Raw genomic sequence first — 18,191 nt, 5'->3', positions numbered from 1 at the left:
TTATTAGCTATAATTCAATAAAATTTTGAAAAAAGTATAATTTACCAATTTTTAATCCTTAGGATTAATTTTTTAATGTAACTGTATATAAATAAAAATTATACATATAATTATAAAAAGTTATATTAAAATTATTAAAAATAAATAATATTTAAAAAAGTAATAATTTAAACTAACACATTAAAAATATGGTTTTTACGGGTATTTTAAAAAAATGTTAAGGAAAGTTAAAAAAAAATTTTATTCTGAATTCTAATTAATAAAAAGGGTATAAATATTATTAGTACTGTAAAAATTTTATTTAAAATATTTTATTTTATAAAAGGCAGTAATTCGAAATTTTATTGAATAAAATACACCGACATGAAACTGTAAATTTTTTGTGATGTTTTGCATTATATAAGGTTAATGGATAAAATTGAGAATCGTTAAACCAAAAAAAATCAATTATGAGGAAAGTTTTACTTCTAGGACTAGCGTTCCTGTTTGCGACAGCTTCGGCTTTTGCACAGGGTCGTGTAGTGACTGGAACGGTAACCTCCGGAGAGGATGGCTTACCAATTCCAGGTGCATCAGTCATAGTGAAAGGTACCACTATCGGTACAGCTACCGATTTGGACGGTAGATTTTCACTGAATGTGCCTCAGGAAAACAATACCCTTGTTTTCTCTTTCGTAGGTTCAGTAACCCAAGAGGTCAATGTAGGTAACAGATCTCAGGTTAATGTGGTATTGCAACCCGATACCAGAAGTTTGGAGGAGGTAATCGTAACAGGTTACGGTACGCAGCCTAAAAGAGAGGTTACCGGCGCGGTATCTTCCGTGAAAGGTGAATTAATCGAAAACCTACCTTTGCAGTCTTTCGATAGAGCCCTTCAAGGTAGAGCTGCTGGTGTGCAGGTTCGTTCTAACAATGGTCTACCAGGTGGTGCGGTAAATATCCGTATTAGAGGTGTTGGATCTGTTACTGCTGGTAACGAGCCTTTGTTTATTGTAGATGGTGTTCAGTTGAACAACCAAGCCAACTCTTCTTTTACGCAAAATAACCCACTGGCTTTCTTGAACCCCAATGACATCGAGTCAATGGAAATCCTAAAAGATGCGGCATCTGCTGCCATTTATGGTTCTCAGGCTGCTAATGGTGTAGTAATCATTACCACAAAAAAAGGTAAACAAGGTAAAGCAAGATTTGAATTCAATGCCTTTGGTGGTTCTACCGAACCTATGAAGTTCTTGGACGTACTCGGAGGACCAGAATGGTATGAAATGAGAAGAGATGCCTTGACTAGAGGAGGGGATGGTATCGCAAGAGCGAGAGCGCTTTCCAATATGGGTAGATTACCTGGAAACTGGCAGTCACTATCTGCAGAAGAGTTAGATGCCATCGGTTTGGCTTTGCCAACTTACGACTGGCAGAGAGAATTGATGGGTACAGGAAGACTTCAAAATTATGAAATGAGCGTATCGGGTGGGGATGACAAAACCCAATTCTTTGTATCCGGTTCTTATAATTATCAGGAATCATCTTTCCGCCCTGTGGATTTTGAGAGAGGAACTTTCAGAACATCCTTGACACATAAAGCGAATGAAAGGTTGACACTGGAAACCAATATCAACTTGTCTACCGTAGGTCAAAATGTACCATTTGCAATTGACGGTGCATTCCTTGGTAACCCTGCCTTCTCTTCTTCTGCTGTTTTGCCTCATAACCCTATTCGTAATGAAGATGGCACGTTCAATGAAGCAATTGCCGGTGTTTTGGGACAAAACGTGGCTTTGGTTAATGAGTTTAACTCAGGTTTCACCAGAAGAAATACTGTAGTGGGTAATGCCATTGCTACTTACAAGATAGCAGATAACATTACATTCAGATCCCTATTCGGGTTGGATTATAGCCTTTTGACTGAAGAAAGATACAGGGATCCAAGAACCCCTGATGGGGCGGGTGTAAGAGGTAGAGCTACTGCTGCCAATGATTGGAGAACAAGATTCATTACTACTCAGACTATCAACTGGAATAAGACCTTCAATAACGTACATAATGTATCGGCATTGGCAGGTTTTGAATATGTTACTGAAACAAGAGAAGGTTTGAACGGTGAGGCCATTGGTTTCCCAACCTTCCAGTTCAGGTACATTGATTCAGGTGCTGAACCGGTATTCGTAGGTGGATTCTGGACCGGTTACAAAAGACAAGGTGTTTTTGCCAGTGCTAACTATGATTACAAGCAAAAGTACTTGTTCACTGCTACGGCCCGTTATGATGGATCTTCCCGTTTCGGTGCCAATACGCAATATGGTATCTTCCCATCTGTAAGAGCAGGTTGGAATATTGCCATGGAAGACTTCTTGAAAGATTCCGAGGCCATCACCGAGTTGAAATTAAGAGCTTCCTGGGGTAGAACAGGTAATGACCAAATTGGTAACTTTGCCGCAAGAGGTTTATTTGGAGCTCCTGCTGGTGGAAATTATGCAGGAAATCCTGGTATTAGACCTACCAACCTAGCAAACCTAGATTTGGGTTGGGAGACCAATGAAACAGTAAACCTAGGTATTGATTATGGCTTCTTAGGCAACAGAATTACTGGTGCGATTGATGTTTTTGATAGAAGAACCAGGGACTTGCTTTTGAATCAGCCAATTCTTTGGACCAACGGTTTCGGTTCAATTGCCAACAACGTAGGTGAACTGATGAACCGAGGTATTGAATTCGAGGTGAGTACAGTAAACATCGACAGGGGTGGATTTCAGTGGAGAACTTCCTTCAACTTTACCTATGTGAGAAACGAAATTGTCAGCCTATATGATGATTTAGAGTTCTTACCGGCTAACCCAGGTATTGCTGTTGGTCAGTCTGTAGGTAACCCTCCATTCCCAGGAGCAGGTGCTCCAGGATCTTGGTTTGCTGCTGAATATGCAGGAGTTAACCCTGCGACAGGCCGTCCAATGTGGTTTGATATCGATGGAAACAGAACCTACTTGCCTTTGGCCGCTGATAGGGTTTATTTTGGATCTAATCTAGCACCTTATTTTGGAGGTTTCAATAATACTTTCAGATATAAAGGTTTTGAGCTGACTGCTTTCTTTACTTATGAGTATGGTGCCATTGTATCTGATGGTCAGTATAACTTCTTGTACGAGAATGGTACCCGTTTGACCTTAAATGCCTTGAGAGAGGTGAATGATAGGGCATGGGTAAATCCTGGAGACATGACGGATGTTCCAAGAACTTATGTGACTGCTGCTGGTAACGCCAATGAGGTGAGAAGCCAAGGAAGAACTTTTGGAACTGCGGCGTTATTAAATGCTAGCTTTATCAGGTTGGCTCAGATGACAGTGGGATATACCTTTAATCCAACATTGGTAAGGAGTCTTGGCTTGACTCGGGCAAGAATTTATGCACAAGGTGTAAACTTGTGGACATATGACCAATATCCTGGTTATGACCCAGAATTTGCTGGTGCAGCAACAGGTATAATACCTTTGACGAGGAACTATACAGTAGGTGTTCAGTTAGGATTCTAAAAATTGAAAAAGATGAGAAAAATGAATTCACTATATAATTATGCGGTTGCCTTTGTTTTAGGTCTTTCCGTCCTCGCTACCTCGTGTAACCTGGATGTGGACCCAAGGCAATCCATTGATGCCGATGGAGCATTAAATACTCCTGACGCTTTGGAAGCTTCTATCAACTCTGTATACGGCAGGCTAAGAGCGGAGTCAACTTACGGAAGAGATTTGTTAGCTATGGCTGATGCTTTGGCCGATGTGGGCCGTACGACCAATAACTCCGGCCGTTTAATTGGGGAAAATAATAATAACCCAAATGCGCACTTTGGAGCCGGTTTTTGGCAAAATTCTTACTTTGCCATCAATGAAGCCAATCTGATTTTAGATCAATTGGCTAGAGGAGTAGATGGAGCTTCTGCGGCGCAATTGGCCCGTTGGGAAGGTGAGGTTAAATTCCTTAGAGCCTTGTGGTATTTCAACTTGGTTAAAGTTTATGCCTATATGCCAACAGCGATCTATACGCCAGGTATAACAGATGAGGGTGGAGTTCCAATGCCTTTGGAAGGTTCTATTACCTCTGATATTGCATTTACCAGAAACTCTCCAAGATCCTCTATCCAGGAGAATTACACGCAGATTTACAGTGATTTGGAAGATGCAATCGGGTTATTGACCACTTCCTCCAGAGCAGGCGTACAATTTGCGAGTGCCCCTGCCGCACAAGCGCTTCTTTCTAGAGTAGCACTCTATAGAGGAGATTGGGCAACTGCAAGGGATGCCGCTACTGCCGCTTTAGAATCCAATGTTGGTACAGTTCTTGGTGGAATGGATTATGTGGAAGGCTGGAGAGCTTCTATTCACCCAGAATCTATGTTTGAGGTAAGGGTACAATTGGCTGCTGAAGCATTAGGTGTTAACGTTTCCTTGCAGTCCTCTTATACCGCATTACTTAATTTGGATAACAAAAATGCACAAGGCGGTTGGGGTGATTTTGTAGCCAATCAAACAGTATTGAATTTCTTTGGTTTGTCACAAGTGCAGATTGGTGAGCCTGCTAGTAACAATAACAACTGGGATGTGACCAGAAATGAAGATGTTCGAGGATTTTTGTTTACTACAGGTAATACAGTAAGGAATGCTGGCCGTCAGATTGAAAGTATCAAATTCATTTCAAAAAATGGCTTTGCATTTGGAGACAATATTCCTGTAATCAGAAAGTCTGAAATGCATTTGAACAGGGCAGAAGCCAACTACCAATTAGGAAATGAAGGGGATGCATTAGCTGAATTGAATGCCTTCAAAGGATTAAGAGGTTTGGCCCCAGTCACTGTATCTGGGGAGGATTTATTAGAAGAAATCCTTTTGGAGAGATTCAAAGAGTTTGCATTCGAAGGTCATAGATTCTTTGACCTCAAAAGATATGGCAGAGATTTAGATAAAAGGTATCTTGGACCTACAAATTTTGTGGCCTTTGATGATTTCAGAATCCTGCCTCCTATTCCTCAAAGAGAGGTGGATGGTAACGTAAACCTTAACCAAAACAGAGGATACTAAAATTGAAAAATATTATGAAAAAGATCATATCTCTATTTTCTCTCGTGATGGTTTTATTGTTCGGTTCATGTATCGAGCAGAACTATCCTATATGGGAAGGTGCTGAAGTAGAATTTCAGGACGCAGTGGTAAGGACTCCAGTACCTGGACAGACATTCCCTAGAGTTACTGTAAGCAATGATGTCGGAGCAGTTAATCTTCAGGTAAATTTGGTAGCCAGACAAAGGCCAAATGACGAGACGATTACTTACAGAATCGTTCCTGAGAACACTACAGCTGTTCAAGGTACTGACTTTAATGTTTCCGGTTCATTTGTGATTCCAGCCAATGAGTCTTTTGGTAGAGTAACCATAGATGTATTGAATACTGGAGCTATTGGAGGTTTTGTTGATTTGATGATAGAATTAGAAGGAAACTCTGAGATTCTTCCAAGTCAAAACTACAAGCAGGTTCAGTTGAGGATCACGAGACCTAATCCACCTGCAGCTGATTAATTTTTAAAAAATTAATAATATAAAAAGGCCGGTTTTTCCGGCCTTTTTTTAGATTTGTGTTATGAAAAAGTTTAGTTTAAGTTTACTGGTTTACACTGTTTTATTAATCCCTTACCACGCTGCTTTTGCACAGTTACAAATGCTAAGGGATCAAGGTACAGGGAATCCTGTTATGGCAAATCCTTATCCTGAAGTTAAAGGAACCCCTTATTGGATGGAATTTGGTATGGGAAGTATCATTTTCTCAGAAAGAGATACTGCAAGCAATTTGGTGATTGCATTCAATGCTTTCAACCATACCTTGGTTTATCAAATGGACAGGGATTTAATGGCCTATTCCCCTGGTAAGGTCAATGGCTTTATTTTGGGAAGAGGCCCCAATGCTCAAGTGTTTAGGACTGGTTATATGGTCCCTGGAATTGGCCCAAACCGATTTGTTGAAGTATTGGTGGATGGAGACTATACCTTGGTTAATCACAAATTCAAAAAAATAGTGGATGATCCAGGTGCTACATATGGTTCTCAAAGGTCAAAAGTTTTTCAAAATGCAGAGGATTTGATTGTTTATAAGGATGGAGAGGCATTTGTTTGGAGAGCGAGAAAGAAAAATCTGGAAAGGTTTTTTGGAGTTGATGGTTACAAAAAACTCAAGGACCTTTCTAATTCTTATGGGCTTGATTTGAAAGAAAAAAGCGATGTTAGAAGGCTGATTATGCTCCTGAATAATGGGAATTGAATTATAAAAATTAATAAAAAAGCATCCCTCATTAGGATGCTTTTTTTATGGAGTTAGGCTACTTGTAGTTTTTTAAACTTAGACTTGTCAAATTGTTGTCGGGCGTACTTAGCATCAATGGTCAATTCCTTGATGGTATCATCTGATGGCAATTCATACATAGCATCTGTAATGATGGCCTCGCAAATTGAACGTAGTCCCCTTGCACCCAGATTGTATTCCATGGCTTTCTCCACAATATAGTCAATACCACTTTCTTCGAATATCAGGTTTACACCTTCCATTTCCATCAGTTTGATATATTGCTTGGTCAAGGCATTTTTTGGTTCGGTAAGGATACTTTTTAAAGCCTCTTTGTCCAATGGATCCAAGTGGGTTACAACCGGCAATCTACCTATCAGTTCAGGGATCAAGCCAAAAGACTTCAAATCCTGAGCAGTTACATATTGCAGTAGGTTGCTTCTATCTACCTGTTGCCCTTCATACATTTTGTTAAATCCTAGTGGCTGTGTATTTAATCTTCTGGCGATATGCCTTCCAATACCATCAAATGCCCCTCCACATATGAAGAGGATGTTTTCAGTATTGACTGCTATCATCTTTTGGTCGGGATGCTTTCTACCACCCTGAGGGGGAACGTTGACTACGGTTCCTTCCAATAGCTTTAAGAGTGCTTGTTGTACACCTTCTCCACTCACATCACGGGTAATAGAAGGATTATCTGATTTCCTGGCTATCTTATCGATTTCATCGATGTATACGATTCCCCTTTCAGCAGCTTCAAGGTTGTAATCAGCCGCTTGCAATAGCCTGGTGAGTATGCTTTCTACATCTTCCCCAACATATCCTGCCTCAGTCAAAACTGTGGCGTCGGCGATACAGAAAGGCACTTCTAATACCCTTGCAAGTGTCTTAGCCAAATAGGTTTTCCCGGTCCCGGTATCCCCAACCATGATGATATTGGATTTTTCAATCCTAATCTCATCCTCCTCATTGCTCTTTTGCAGTAGGCGCTTGTAATGGTTATAGACTGCAACTGTCAGCACCTTTTTGGCATCATACTGTCCAATGACATATTGGTTGAGGTATTCTGTCAGCTCTTTTGGCTTTTTTAATTTGAATTTTGGGCTTTTTGGAGTCTTTTTGGTCTTTTCCTCCTCGCCTAAAATCTGATATGCCTGGTCAATGCAAAAATTGCATATATGGGCAGAAATGCCCGATACCATTAGGTCTACGTCTTTTTTATTCCTACCGCAAAATGAACAGGTAACTTGTGCCATTATTTATTTTTTCTTATCAATACTTCATCGATCAGACCATATGCCTTGGCCTCAGGTGCTTTCATCCAGTAATCTCTATCTGAATCTCTTTCAATTTCATCAAAAGTTTTTCCTGAATGGTCAGCCAATATTTGGTATAATTCTTCCTTCATGGATAAGATTAATTTCAAGGAGATTTCCATATCTTTGGACTGTCCCTGCATCCCACCAGAAGGCTGATGAATCATTACCCTTGAATGCTGAAGGGCAGATCTTTTGTCTTTTGCACCTCCTGCCAATAGGACTGCGCCCATAGAGGCGGCGATACCTGTACATATGGTAGCTACATCCGGTTGGATGTATTGCATGGTATCATAAATTCCCAAACCAGCGGTCACTGATCCACCTGGGCTATTGATGTACAATAAGACATCTTTTTTAGGGTCTGTGGACTCAAGGAACAACAACTGTGCCGTGATAATATTGGCAATAAAATCATCTACCTGTGTACCCAAAAAGATAATCCTATCCATAATGAGTCTAGAGAATACATCAATTTCCCTGAAGTTTGTTGGTCTTTCCTCGATCACTGACCGGGTCATGTTGTCAACAAAAGTGGAGTATTGGTCAAATGCGTTTCCGCTGATGCCCCTGCCGTGTACGGCGAATTTTCTGAATTCGTCTCTGTTAATCATGTTTTTCCGTTTAATATTGTACAAAAATAAAAAAAGCCCTTTAATAAGGACTTCTTTCATAACGATTTAATCGGATAATTAGTTTGCCAGAAGTTTCTGGAATTTATCCACGCTTATTTTTTCTTCTTTAGCATTGGCCTTCTCCTTAACAAAGGTTAAAACCTTATCATTTTGTACCGAAGTAAGCATCTGCATGTAGTTTTGGCCTTCATTTCCTTTCAGGTAATTGTCCACAAACATATCCATGCTTGCCTCCAATTGTGCTCCTAAGCCTGAGGATGCAAACTGCTCGCGGATCATGTCTTTGGTTTTTTCTATTACATCTTCGTGTTCAGCCTGAATCTCATTGTTTTTGGCCAGTTCATTCGAAATAATGGTCCAAGATAATTGTTTGGCATAAATAGGATATTCTTTTTCAACTTGTTCAGCAGTCACTTTGCCATCATTGGCCTTTAACAGCCACTCTTTAAGGAAGGCTTCAGGTAAATCTATATTGGTTTTTGCAATCAATTGTTCTTTAATCTGCTCATCACTGTACACTTTCAGTTCCTTGTTGTAATTTTCTGACATGATGTCTCTTACTTTGGCTCTGAAAGCTTCTTCCGTGTCGACTTGACCTTCACCAAATAATTTATCAAAAAACTCCTGATTCAACTCTGCAAGTTCGGTGCGGTTGATGTTTTTTACAGTAAACTCAAACTTCCCTGTCAATTGAGCTGCTTCTTCTTCAGTAACACCAACAACTCCAGCAAGGTCTTCTTTGATTACTTTAGATGGATCTAATTCAACTGTATCTTCTTTTTTCAGACCCAGGAATTTTTTCAATGATCTTCCATCCACTTTAGACAATGGAAGAGAGAAAGTTTTTTCAAATGAGCCATCTATTGCCTTCAAATCCCCATAAAGGAAATCATTTTCTTCGCTGACTTCAGGATTGGTCATATTACCATACTGACTTCTCAGATTTTCGATGGTATTGTCCACTTCCTTCTCATCCATTTCGATGCTGTAAGAAATGGCTTCCAATGAACCCTCTAATTGGATGTCTACATTTTCGACAAACCCTATTTTGTATTCAAATTCAAAATCTTTCTGGTTATTCCAGTCAATTTTATCCGCATCTTCAATGACAGGAAGTGGATCTCCTAAAATCCGAAAAGTCTGTCCTTTTAGGTATTCATTGAGGGAAGAGGAAAGCATGCTGTTAATTTCATCGACCAAAACTGAGGTACCATACATTCTCTTAACCATTGAAACCGGGGCTTTGCCAGGTCTAAAGCCTTTTATATTGGCTTTTTTGGCATAGTCTTTAAGTTTCGCATCAACCTTTGGTTGATAATCTGCTTCATTTAGTTTAATTTTAACTGAAGCTTGATTTGCTGAATGTTTGTCTAAAGTGATTTCCAAGGTAGTATGATTTTGGTTGATTTTAATTAAAAACCCTCAATCTCCTTTCTCAAATCCGGGCGCCGGGGCGCCATCGAAATCGGAAACGTGATTGAGGGCTGGAAAGCGTGCGGATGGAGGGACTCGAACCCCCATGCCTCGCGGCGCTAGATCCTAAGTCTAGTGCGTCTACCAATTTCGCCACATCCGCTTAATTGTGGACGCAAAGGTAATAATCAATTTTAAACTTGCAAAAAGTGCCTGAAAAAAATACTCGCATTTTAGATAAATATTTCTCCAATAAGCTATTAATTTTGATTTAACATTTGGCATGCCAACAAAATATGATTCAAGTAGACCTAGAGCAGGAAAGAAAAGAAATTTTAAAGCGGTATAGAAAGTTGCTCCGTACGGCTAAACCCATGTTGAAGCCGGGAGATGCCAAGGTGATCAAGCAGGCTTTTAATGTGGCCAACGAAGCGCACAAGGAGATGCGACGTAAATCAGGTGAACCTTATATTTACCATCCCTTGGAGGTGGCATTGGTCTGTGTTGAGGAAATTGGTTTAGGTACGACCAGCATTGTTTCCGCCTTACTCCATGATGTAGTAGAGGACACTGATTTGGAATTGGAGGACATCGAAAGGGAATTTGGTTCTAAAGTAGCCAAAATTATCGATGGTCTCACCAAAATATCTGGTGTTTTTGAATATGGATCGTCCCAACAGGCAGAAAACTTCAGAAAGATGCTGCTGACACTTTCGGATGATGTGCGGGTCATATTGATAAAATTGGCGGATAGGTTAAACAACATGCGGACCTTGGAAAGCATGCCTCGTCATAAGCAGCTTAAAATTGCATCGGAAACTATGTACCTGTATGCACCATTAGCACATAGGTTGGGGCTCTATGCCATCAAGTCAGAATTGGAGGATCTTTATCTTAAATATACGGACTCTGAAACTTACAATTACATCGTTCATAAAGTTACTGAGTCTAGGATTTCCAGGAATAAGTTTATCAAATCCTTTGTTCAGCCTATAGAAGAGGAGTTAATTGGTCAAGGCTTTGAATTTACCATCAAAGGGAGGCCTAAATCTGTGTATTCCATTTATAATAAAATGAAAAAGCAGAATATTCCCTTCGAAGAAGTATATGACCTTTTTGCTATCCGAATCATTATCAATAGTAAATTGGAAGAAGAAAAGGCCGATTGTTGGCAGGTTTATTCCATCGTGACAGATTTTTACCGCCCTAATCCTGATCGGCTCAGAGACTGGATCAGCACACCGAGGGCCAATGGTTACGAATCGCTGCATACTACAGTGATGAGTAATACGGGACAATGGGTGGAGGTTCAGATCAGAACCGTCCGCATGGATGAAATCGCTGAGAGAGGTTATGCTGCTCATTGGAAATATAAAGAGATTGAAGCTGCTCAAAGTAGAAGCGCATCTGGTCTGGATGAATGGATTACCCAGGTGAGAAGTCTATTAGAGTCCAATGACGGTTCGGCTATAGAATTCATGGATGATTTCCGGGGCAACCTTTTCCATGATGAGGTTTTTGTTTTTACGCCTAAAGGTGACCTTAAAGTACTTCCATTTGGAGCCACTGCACTGGATTTTGCCTTTGAAATCCATACAGAGGTTGGGGCCAAATGCATTGGCGCCAAAGTAAATCAACGATTGGTACCCATTAATCACAAGCTTAAAAATGGGGATCAGGTTGAAATTCTAACCTCCAACAAGCAAAAACCTACCGAAGATTGGTTGAATTCGGTTGTCACCTCTAGGGCCAAGGCCAAAATTAAGGATGCCTTAAAGGAAGAAAAGAAATCGACCATGATGGATGGTAAGGAGATCGTACAACGCAAACTCCGTCAGATGAAAATGGATTTCAATTCCGAGGTGGTGGAGCAACTAAGGGCTTATTTTGAAACCAAAACACCCAATGAATTTTACTACAAAGTTGGTAAAGGCATCATTGACCCTACGTCCATCAAAAGTTTTAAGGATTTTAAAGAGCAGAAAAAGCAAAAGGGTAAAATTACCAATGATAAGGTACGGGATGAGTCTACTTTTACCAAAGAGATCAAAAATATCAAAGGCCCGGACCACGATCAACTCCTTATAGGAGAGGATATGGATGTGGTGGATTACATTTTGGCAAGGTGTTGTAATCCTATTCCGGGAGATGATGTTTTTGGTTTTGTTACTATTAATGAAGGCATCAAAATTCACCGGACTTCCTGTCCCAATGCTCTGGAGTTGCTTTCCAACCATGGCAACAGGGTAATCAAAGCCAGGTGGACCAGTCAGCAAGAAATAGCTTTCCTTGCAGGCTTACGTATTGTAGGGACAGATAGAGTAGGTTTGATCAATGATGTGACCAAAGTGATTTCGAGTGAACTTAAGGTAAACATGCGTTCCATCACAGTGGATTCAGATAGTGGGATTTTTGAAGGAACCATAAAGCTCTACGTGCATAGTACCCAACACCTTGAAAAATTAATGTCGAATTTATCCAAAGTAGAGGGAATTATCAAAGTTACCCGCTTCGATTGACAGCATTGCAGATATTAACCGGTATTTGAAGGGAACTGCACACGGATTTAGAAGCTACCATACATGTATTATATCCCTTATTTGAATCTTTTCTAAATAAGAAGCGTTATATTTGCAAAAAAATCAGCGATTCATGGCCTTAAATGAAACCCTTTTTGAAGAGGTAAAAAAAATATTCACCGCATATCTTGAAAATAAGAAACTGCGCAAAACTCCTGAACGTTATGCCATTCTAGAAGAAATTTATGGAAGGACAGGTCACTTTGATGTAGAGTCCCTCTATATTTCCATGAAAAATAAAAATTACCGTGTCAGCAGGGCTACTGTTTACAATACTTTGGACCTTTTGGTAGAGTGCGATTTGGTTACCAAGCATCAATTTGGACAAAACTTGGCCCAGTTCGAAAAATCATATGGGTACAAGCAACACGACCACTTGATTTGCGTAGACTGCAATCAGGTATTGGAATTTTGTGACCCAAGAATACAAAACATTCAAAATACAGTAGGGGAAATATTGAATTTTAAGGTGTTGCACCACTCGCTTATCCTTTACGGAAATTGTCAAAAAGAAAACTGCGAAAATAAATCATTGGTATGAAACTGACTTACACTCTTGAAAAAGAAAATAAAGCCCATTTTTTGTTTGTTAAAGGAGATTTGATAGGAGATGAAGTTGGACCGAAGTTGGTAGAGTTGGTTTCTGATGCTGTTAATGACGGGATTAAATATTTTGTAGTAGACTTAAGTGAAATCCGGTATATCAGTTCCAGTGGGATAGGGCTATTGATTACCATGCTGACCAAAATGAGGAATGCGGGAGGAGAGGTGTATTTGACTTCACCCTCTGAGCATGTGAAAAAATTGCTGATCATCACCAAGCTCAACAATATCTTTACGGTTTTTGAATCCATAGAAGAGGCCAAAAGTAAAATATAATAAATAAACGCTTTTCCTTGCAATTATTTAACCTTATTCCAAATTTCACGCTTTAAAATTGCTGAAGCAAAGAAATCAATATAAGAAATGAAGATGGATATACTTTTGGGCCTACAATGGGGCGATGAAGGAAAAGGTAAGGTGGTGGACGTTTTGGCCCCGCAATACGATGTGGTTGCCCGCTTTCAAGGAGGGCCTAATGCAGGACATACCCTTGAATTTGACGGAATTAAACATGTTTTACATCAAATTCCTTCTGGGATTTTTAGAGAGAATATCCTCAACATTGTTGGTAATGGGGTGGTTTTGGATCCTGTGATATTGAAAAAAGAAATTGAAGGTCTAAAGCAGTTCAACATTGCTTTTAAAAAAAACCTTTTCGTTTCCAAAAAGGCAACCATCATCATTCCCACACACAAGCTCTTGGATGCGGCTTATGAAAAGTCTAAGGGAGATAAAAAAATTGGCTCCACCTTGAAGGGCATTGGCCCAACATACCAAGATAAAATTGGAAGGGTGGCTTTACGGGTTGGAGATATCTTGACAGATGATTTTCAAGACAGGTATACAGCTTTGGTAGAAAAGCACAAGACCATACTTTCCTTTTATGAATTTGATTTGGATCAGCTGCCGGAATTGGAAAAGGTCTTCTTTGAAGCGGTGGAATTCTTCAAAACCCTCAATTTGGTAGACAGTGAATATGAGGTAAACACTTATTTATTAGAAGGTAAAAAAGTATTGGCAGAAGGGGCTCAGGGATCTTTATTGGATATTGATTTTGGAAGTTATCCTTTTGTGACTTCCTCTAATACTATGGCCGCAGGAGCTTGTACAGGTTTAGGCGTGGCTCCTTCCAAGATAGGTGAAGTTTTCGGGATATTTAAAGCCTATTGTACCCGTGTCGGTTCAGGACCATTCCCAACGGAATTGTTTGATGGAGATGGAGAAGCGATGAGAAAAGAGGGGAATGAGTTCGGCTCTACTACAGGTAGGCCTAGAAGATGTGGTTGGATTGACCTGCCTGCTTTAAGGTATTCCATTATGATCAATGGGGTGACCCAATTGTTTATGATGAAGGCAGATGTACTCAATATTTTTGAAGAAATAAAAATCTGTACCCACTATGAATTGCCAGATGGCAGTAAGGTGGACAGGTTGACTTATGAATTCAATACCCAGGATGCCAAGCCAGTATACAAAACGGTTCCAGGATGGTATACCTCCCTCGCTGAAGTCAATGAATATGATCAGTTTCCTCAAGCCTTAAAAGACTATGTCAAATTACTGGAAGATGAACTTGGGGTGCCGATAAAAATGGTTTCTGTAGGTCCGGACAGAAAACAGACCATACTTCGATAAGCTTTAAAAGGCTCCTTATTCCAAGGAGTCTTTTTGCTTTTAAGGGAATATGTGTATTTTCAAGGCTAAGGAAATTTTGGTTGAATGGATTATCACCCTGCTGGAATAGTTTTGAAGCGCATTTATCATTGGGTTTTTGTTCTCTCATTTTTGATTTATATTACTCAGTCCAATCAATTCTTATTCGCACAAATTGGATTCCCCTACTGCGAAACTTTTGATGGAGGAGGGGTGCAGCAAACAACTGTTTTTGGTGGGTCAGCCCGATTAGTCGATGGAGTACTTAGGCTGACCGATGCAGAAATGGAGCAAAACGGCTATGTGTACATTGATATCCCTTTTTCATCTGCCTATGGAATCAAAGCATCTTTTGAATATTTCAGTTATGGCGGTACTGGTGCAGACGGCCTGGTAGCCTTCCTTTTTGATGCTGCTGTTTCCAATTTCCAGCCGGGCGGATTCGGTGGTTCATTGGGCTATGCTCAAAGAGGCAATCAGTCTGGTCTGACAGGTGCCTATCTTGGTATAGGTTTTGACGTTTTTGGGAATTTTGGAACCACCAATGAAAACAAACAGGGCAGTTTCCCTGGTGCTGGTGTTAACCTGGTACCTGATGCTGTTGTAATCCGAGGCCCGGGTTCGGGGACCAATGGTTATGCTTTTGTCGCTGGTAGAAGAACAATGCAGGCCGGCAATGATGGATTACCTGAAAGTGAACAATTTTCCATAAGTTCCGGAGGAGTTGGAACTGGAAGAATCGCCGATCCCAATATTGAGGGGTATAGAAAAGTGTTTTTAGACCTTATCCCCAATCCTGAAGGAGATGGTTATTTGGTTGTTGTGGAGATGATGGTGACTACCGAACCCAATACGCCAAGAATGGTGAAGATTTTGGAGAGGCCATATAATTTTTCTGCCCCTCAAGATTTGAAAATTGGCTTTTCCGCATCTACCGGTGGGCAGTATAACATACATGAAATCGGTAACCTCATTGTGGAAGTTTCCAATGAGGATGGGCTTGAAAATCCAGAGGGTACAGATATAGATGATGTGGCTTCTTGTGAAGGACAAGAAAACACCTACGATCTTTTTAATGAAAATATAACCTTGCCTAATGACAATTCTATTTTGCGCTGTATTCAATTCTACGCCTCCTTGAAAGACATACAGGCGGAAGAGGAAGATATTTGCTCCCAAGCCAGGTGCAGACCTGAAAACCGGGTTTTAGTCTTGCCGCAGGGAACATTCAGGGCAGATGATCAAGGAGGAGGCTTTACCTTTTTTCCTAATTTAGGCTTTACCGATGAAGAGGTGATAGTGTATTATACGATTACTGACAATTATGGAAAAACATCCACAGGGAATTCCATAAAATTACTTATTCAGGAATCCCCAGAGCCGGTAAATATTCTTGCCGAGGGTTTGGAGGAAGTCGCTGAATCAATCAGGTTGTGCGAGGGAGATGGGATTTTGCTTAAAGCCATCGGGGATGAGGCCTATTTCTCCTTTGAATGGTACAAAGACGAGACACTTCTTCCCGATTCTGATCAATCCGAATGGTTTGCAAATCAACCTGGCGTTTATAAAGTTATTGCTTATAATGCAAAAAGCTGTCCCACGATTTCAGAAGGTTTTGAAGTCATCAACCCTGATTTTCCTTTACTCGAATTAAATGCACCTGTGATAGGCTGTGAAGTGGGCATGGCATTGGATCTTAGGGAATTTATTTTGGATTATGATGAGGCTTTATTCGATTACCGGTTAGAAACTCCTTTTGGAGAACTCCTGAGCAATGAAGAATTGGCCAATGTTTTTCTTTCCGGGGCTTATCAGTTGCAGGTCAAACACAAGGACTTGGACTGCTGGTCCCCCCAAAAAGAAGTAGATATCCAAATCAACACAGTTTGGCTTCTTCCTAATTTTGATTATGAAGTAGATGGTGCCGGAATTAAGACAGAGGAGGAAGGGGGTATTTTCATTGATGACCCTATCCGTTTCACAGATTTATCTCAGGGGGATGCAGTGGCATGGGAATGGGATTTTGGAGATGGTACAAGCAGTACGGAGAGAAATCCGGTCCATGTTTTTGGACAAAAGGGTATATTTCGAGTTGAGCTTACCGTGATCAATGCATTGGGTTGTAAGGAATCCATCAGCATTGAAGTGCCATTGACTTTATCTTACAGGATAATGTTTCCAACGGGTTTTACCCCCGATTTAGCGGACAACAATCATTTCCGCCCAAAAACCAAAGGCATTGTCAATATGGAAATCCAGGTCTTTAACCTTTGGGGGAATATGGTTTTCCGATCGACCAATTTGGATACAGTAGGCTGGGATGGGAAAATCAATGGTGAGGCAGCACCGGCTGGAAATTATGTGTATCGGGTGAAGATGGTGTCTATCGATGGGGAAGTTATTGATGAAAGCGGCAGATTTACCTTGATCAGATGAGAGTTATATTAATTTTAATCACTTTTATATTTTGTACAGCCAAATCTTTTGGACAGGACGTCCAATTTTCTCAGTTTTATGCAGCACCCTTGTATCTTAACCCTGCATTTGCTGGAAGTGCTGAAATGACCAGGGTTGGTTTGAACTTTAGAAACCAATGGCCTGGTTTGGATCAGACCTTTGTCGCTTATTCTGCATATTTAGATCACTTTATTGAAGGGAAAAACTCAGGTGTAGGTGTAATTATCAATGGTAGTTACGAGACTTTGAGCAATTTAGCCAATAATGAAGTAGGTGTCATGTATGCCTATCGGGTTAGATTAGGCGGGAATACCTATCTGCGTTTGGGTGCTCAAGGAAGCTTTGCCACCCGTTCCGCAGCTTTTGATGATGTTATTTTAAGTACGCAATTGGATATAGATAGGGGGATAGTTCGTCCTGGAAATGGTATCGCCAGTTTGGAAGACAGGACAAGATCTTTTGTTGACTTACATACTGGCATTTTATTCTACAGTGAAAGTGTTTGGTTGGGGATAGCGGGGCATCACATAAACATGCCGGATATTTCTTATTTGGATGGTGGGGCAGATCCTTTGCCCATCCGTTACAGTGCGCATGGAGGTGTCAAATTGGATCTACCTAGTGGGTTTATCAATGATTTTGTAAATAATACCCGTCAGGAGCGCTCTGTTTCTTTTGCTTTTAATTATCGAAGACAAGGTTTGTTTGATCAGCTTGACCTAGGTACAGAACTTTTCTTTGATCCCATAGTGCTGGGGTTGTGGTACAGAGGTATTCCAACCCAGATAGGTCTGCCTAATAATGAAGCCTTGATTGCTTTAGTTGGTTTTTCTTTTGAGAATGGAGTAGATGTTGGTTACAGTTATGATTTCACCTTATCTGCTTTAGGCTTGAGAAATTCAGGGGGTGCGCATGAGATATCCTTGCGCTACAATTTTGTAAATCAACTTTGGAGACCTGAGAACAGAAGTCGCATGCCTATATTTCAATATTGATATTTAAATTGATTTTTTTATCCTTGATTATCAGCGATGTTTTTATGGGTTATGAATTATTTTGAATAAGGTTTTTGTAAATGCAGAAAAGAGTTGCACCTTTGCATTCCCAAACGACGGGAAACGAAAACAATCACCCTGATAATTTTCGACTCAATTTTGAAAAAGCCTAAAAAAAAGAATAAAAAATTAAATTTTAGGTTTTGATAAAATAAAATTTCGA

13 protein-coding genes and 1 tRNA gene are annotated in these 18,191 nt (G+C 40.2%); 10 read left to right on the top strand and 4 right to left on the bottom strand.

Annotation, left to right across the window (positions count from 1 at the left end; all coding sequences use genetic code 11):
* Positions 1-449: 449 nt before the first annotated feature.
* The 4 genes from B879_RS16740 (at position 450) to B879_RS16725 (ending at position 6,293) form a co-directional block, all read left to right on the top strand.
* Entirely contained in the window at positions 450-3,524 is a 3,075-nt protein-coding gene (locus B879_RS16740; protein WP_009186397.1) for a SusC/RagA family TonB-linked outer membrane protein, read from the top strand.
* A 21-nt stretch (positions 3,525-3,545) separates the two neighbouring features.
* The gene (locus tag B879_RS16735; RefSeq protein WP_238542153.1) at positions 3,546-5,063 is read left to right on the top strand and encodes a RagB/SusD family nutrient uptake outer membrane protein; all 1,518 of its coding nucleotides are present in this window, start codon (positions 3,546-3,548) and stop codon (positions 5,061-5,063) included.
* Positions 5,064-5,077: 14 nt separating this feature from the next.
* Positions 5,078-5,557, top strand: coding sequence for a DUF4843 domain-containing protein (locus B879_RS16730; RefSeq protein ID WP_009186395.1), 480 nt, complete (start codon positions 5,078-5,080; stop codon positions 5,555-5,557).
* Between the two features lie 61 nt (positions 5,558-5,618).
* A complete protein-coding gene (locus B879_RS16725; protein ID WP_009186394.1) occupies positions 5,619-6,293 on the top strand; it encodes a hypothetical protein in 675 nt (224 codons plus the stop codon).
* Between the two features lie 53 nt (positions 6,294-6,346).
* On the opposite strand, the gene clpX is transcribed toward B879_RS16725, so the two are convergent.
* From clpX to B879_RS16705, 4 genes are all read right to left on the bottom strand, one after another.
* Positions 6,347-7,573: an ATP-dependent Clp protease ATP-binding subunit ClpX gene (gene clpX / locus B879_RS16720; protein ID WP_009186393.1), complete on the bottom strand. Its 1,227-nt coding sequence runs from the start codon at positions 7,571-7,573 to the stop codon at positions 6,347-6,349.
* Positions 7,573-8,247, bottom strand: coding sequence for a ClpP family protease (locus B879_RS16715; protein WP_040400998.1), 675 nt, complete (start codon positions 8,245-8,247; stop codon positions 7,573-7,575). Before B879_RS16715 ends, clpX begins: the two co-directional genes overlap by 1 nt.
* 78 nt (positions 8,248-8,325) lie before the next feature.
* Entirely contained in the window at positions 8,326-9,654 is a 1,329-nt protein-coding gene (gene tig, locus B879_RS16710) for a trigger factor (RefSeq protein WP_009186391.1), read from the bottom strand.
* A gap of 108 nt (positions 9,655-9,762) precedes the next feature.
* Positions 9,763-9,844 (bottom strand) — tRNA-Leu (locus tag B879_RS16705).
* A 133-nt stretch (positions 9,845-9,977) separates the two neighbouring features.
* Between B879_RS16705 and B879_RS16700 the strand changes: the two genes are divergently transcribed.
* The 6 genes from B879_RS16700 to B879_RS16675 all read left to right on the top strand — a co-directional run bounded on the left by B879_RS16700 (position 9,978) and on the right by B879_RS16675 (position 17,968).
* Positions 9,978-12,200, top strand: coding sequence for a RelA/SpoT family protein (locus B879_RS16700; protein WP_009186390.1), 2,223 nt, complete (start codon positions 9,978-9,980; stop codon positions 12,198-12,200).
* Between the two features lie 133 nt (positions 12,201-12,333).
* Positions 12,334-12,801: a Fur family transcriptional regulator gene (locus B879_RS16695; RefSeq protein WP_009186389.1), complete on the top strand. Its 468-nt coding sequence runs from the start codon at positions 12,334-12,336 to the stop codon at positions 12,799-12,801.
* Entirely contained in the window at positions 12,798-13,139 is a 342-nt protein-coding gene (locus tag B879_RS16690) for an STAS domain-containing protein (protein ID WP_009186388.1), read from the top strand. The genes B879_RS16695 and B879_RS16690 overlap by 4 nt, the downstream gene beginning before the upstream one ends.
* A gap of 87 nt (positions 13,140-13,226) precedes the next feature.
* On the top strand, positions 13,227-14,498 hold the full coding sequence (locus B879_RS16685; protein ID WP_009186387.1) for an adenylosuccinate synthase: 1,272 nt from the start codon (positions 13,227-13,229) through the stop codon (positions 14,496-14,498).
* Positions 14,499-14,582: 84 nt separating this feature from the next.
* A complete protein-coding gene (locus B879_RS16680) occupies positions 14,583-16,952 on the top strand; it encodes a PKD domain-containing protein (protein WP_009186386.1) in 2,370 nt (789 codons plus the stop codon).
* Complete coding sequence (locus B879_RS16675; RefSeq protein WP_009186385.1) at positions 16,949-17,968, top strand: PorP/SprF family type IX secretion system membrane protein; 1,020 nt, start codon at positions 16,949-16,951, stop codon at positions 17,966-17,968. Before B879_RS16680 ends, B879_RS16675 begins: the two co-directional genes overlap by 4 nt.
* Positions 17,969-18,191: the final 223 nt, after the last annotated feature.

It is taken from the genome of Cecembia lonarensis LW9, assembly GCF_000298295.1.
Lineage (GTDB): Bacteria > Bacteroidota > Bacteroidia > Cytophagales > Cyclobacteriaceae > Cecembia > Cecembia lonarensis.
The sequence above is the reverse complement of the archived record's forward strand: the minus strand, read 5'-3'. Positions and strand labels throughout refer to the sequence as shown.

Bases quoted from the DNA above. Each gene is read 5' to 3' on its own strand.
- B879_RS16740 (WP_009186397.1), top strand. From the start codon at position 450: ATGAGGAAAGTTTTACTTCTAGGACTAGCGTTCCTGTTTGCGACAGCT.
- B879_RS16735 (WP_238542153.1), top strand. From the start codon at position 3,546: ATGAATTCACTATATAATTATGCGGTTGCCTTTGTTTTAGGTCTTTCC.
- B879_RS16730 (WP_009186395.1), top strand. From the start codon at position 5,078: ATGAAAAAGATCATATCTCTATTTTCTCTCGTGATGGTTTTATTGTTC.
- B879_RS16725 (WP_009186394.1), top strand. From the start codon at position 5,619: ATGAAAAAGTTTAGTTTAAGTTTACTGGTTTACACTGTTTTATTAATC.
- clpX (WP_009186393.1), bottom strand. From the start codon at position 7,573: ATGGCACAAGTTACCTGTTCATTTTGCGGTAGGAATAAAAAAGACGTA.
- B879_RS16715 (WP_040400998.1), bottom strand. From the start codon at position 8,247: ATGATTAACAGAGACGAATTCAGAAAATTCGCCGTACACGGCAGGGGC.
- B879_RS16700 (WP_009186390.1), top strand. From the start codon at position 9,978: ATGATTCAAGTAGACCTAGAGCAGGAAAGAAAAGAAATTTTAAAGCGG.
- B879_RS16695 (WP_009186389.1), top strand. From the start codon at position 12,334: ATGGCCTTAAATGAAACCCTTTTTGAAGAGGTAAAAAAAATATTCACC.
- B879_RS16690 (WP_009186388.1), top strand. From the start codon at position 12,798: ATGAAACTGACTTACACTCTTGAAAAAGAAAATAAAGCCCATTTTTTG.
- B879_RS16685 (WP_009186387.1), top strand. From the start codon at position 13,227: ATGAAGATGGATATACTTTTGGGCCTACAATGGGGCGATGAAGGAAAA.
- B879_RS16680 (WP_009186386.1), top strand. From the start codon at position 14,583: ATGGATTATCACCCTGCTGGAATAGTTTTGAAGCGCATTTATCATTGG.
- B879_RS16675 (WP_009186385.1), top strand. From the start codon at position 16,949: ATGAGAGTTATATTAATTTTAATCACTTTTATATTTTGTACAGCCAAA.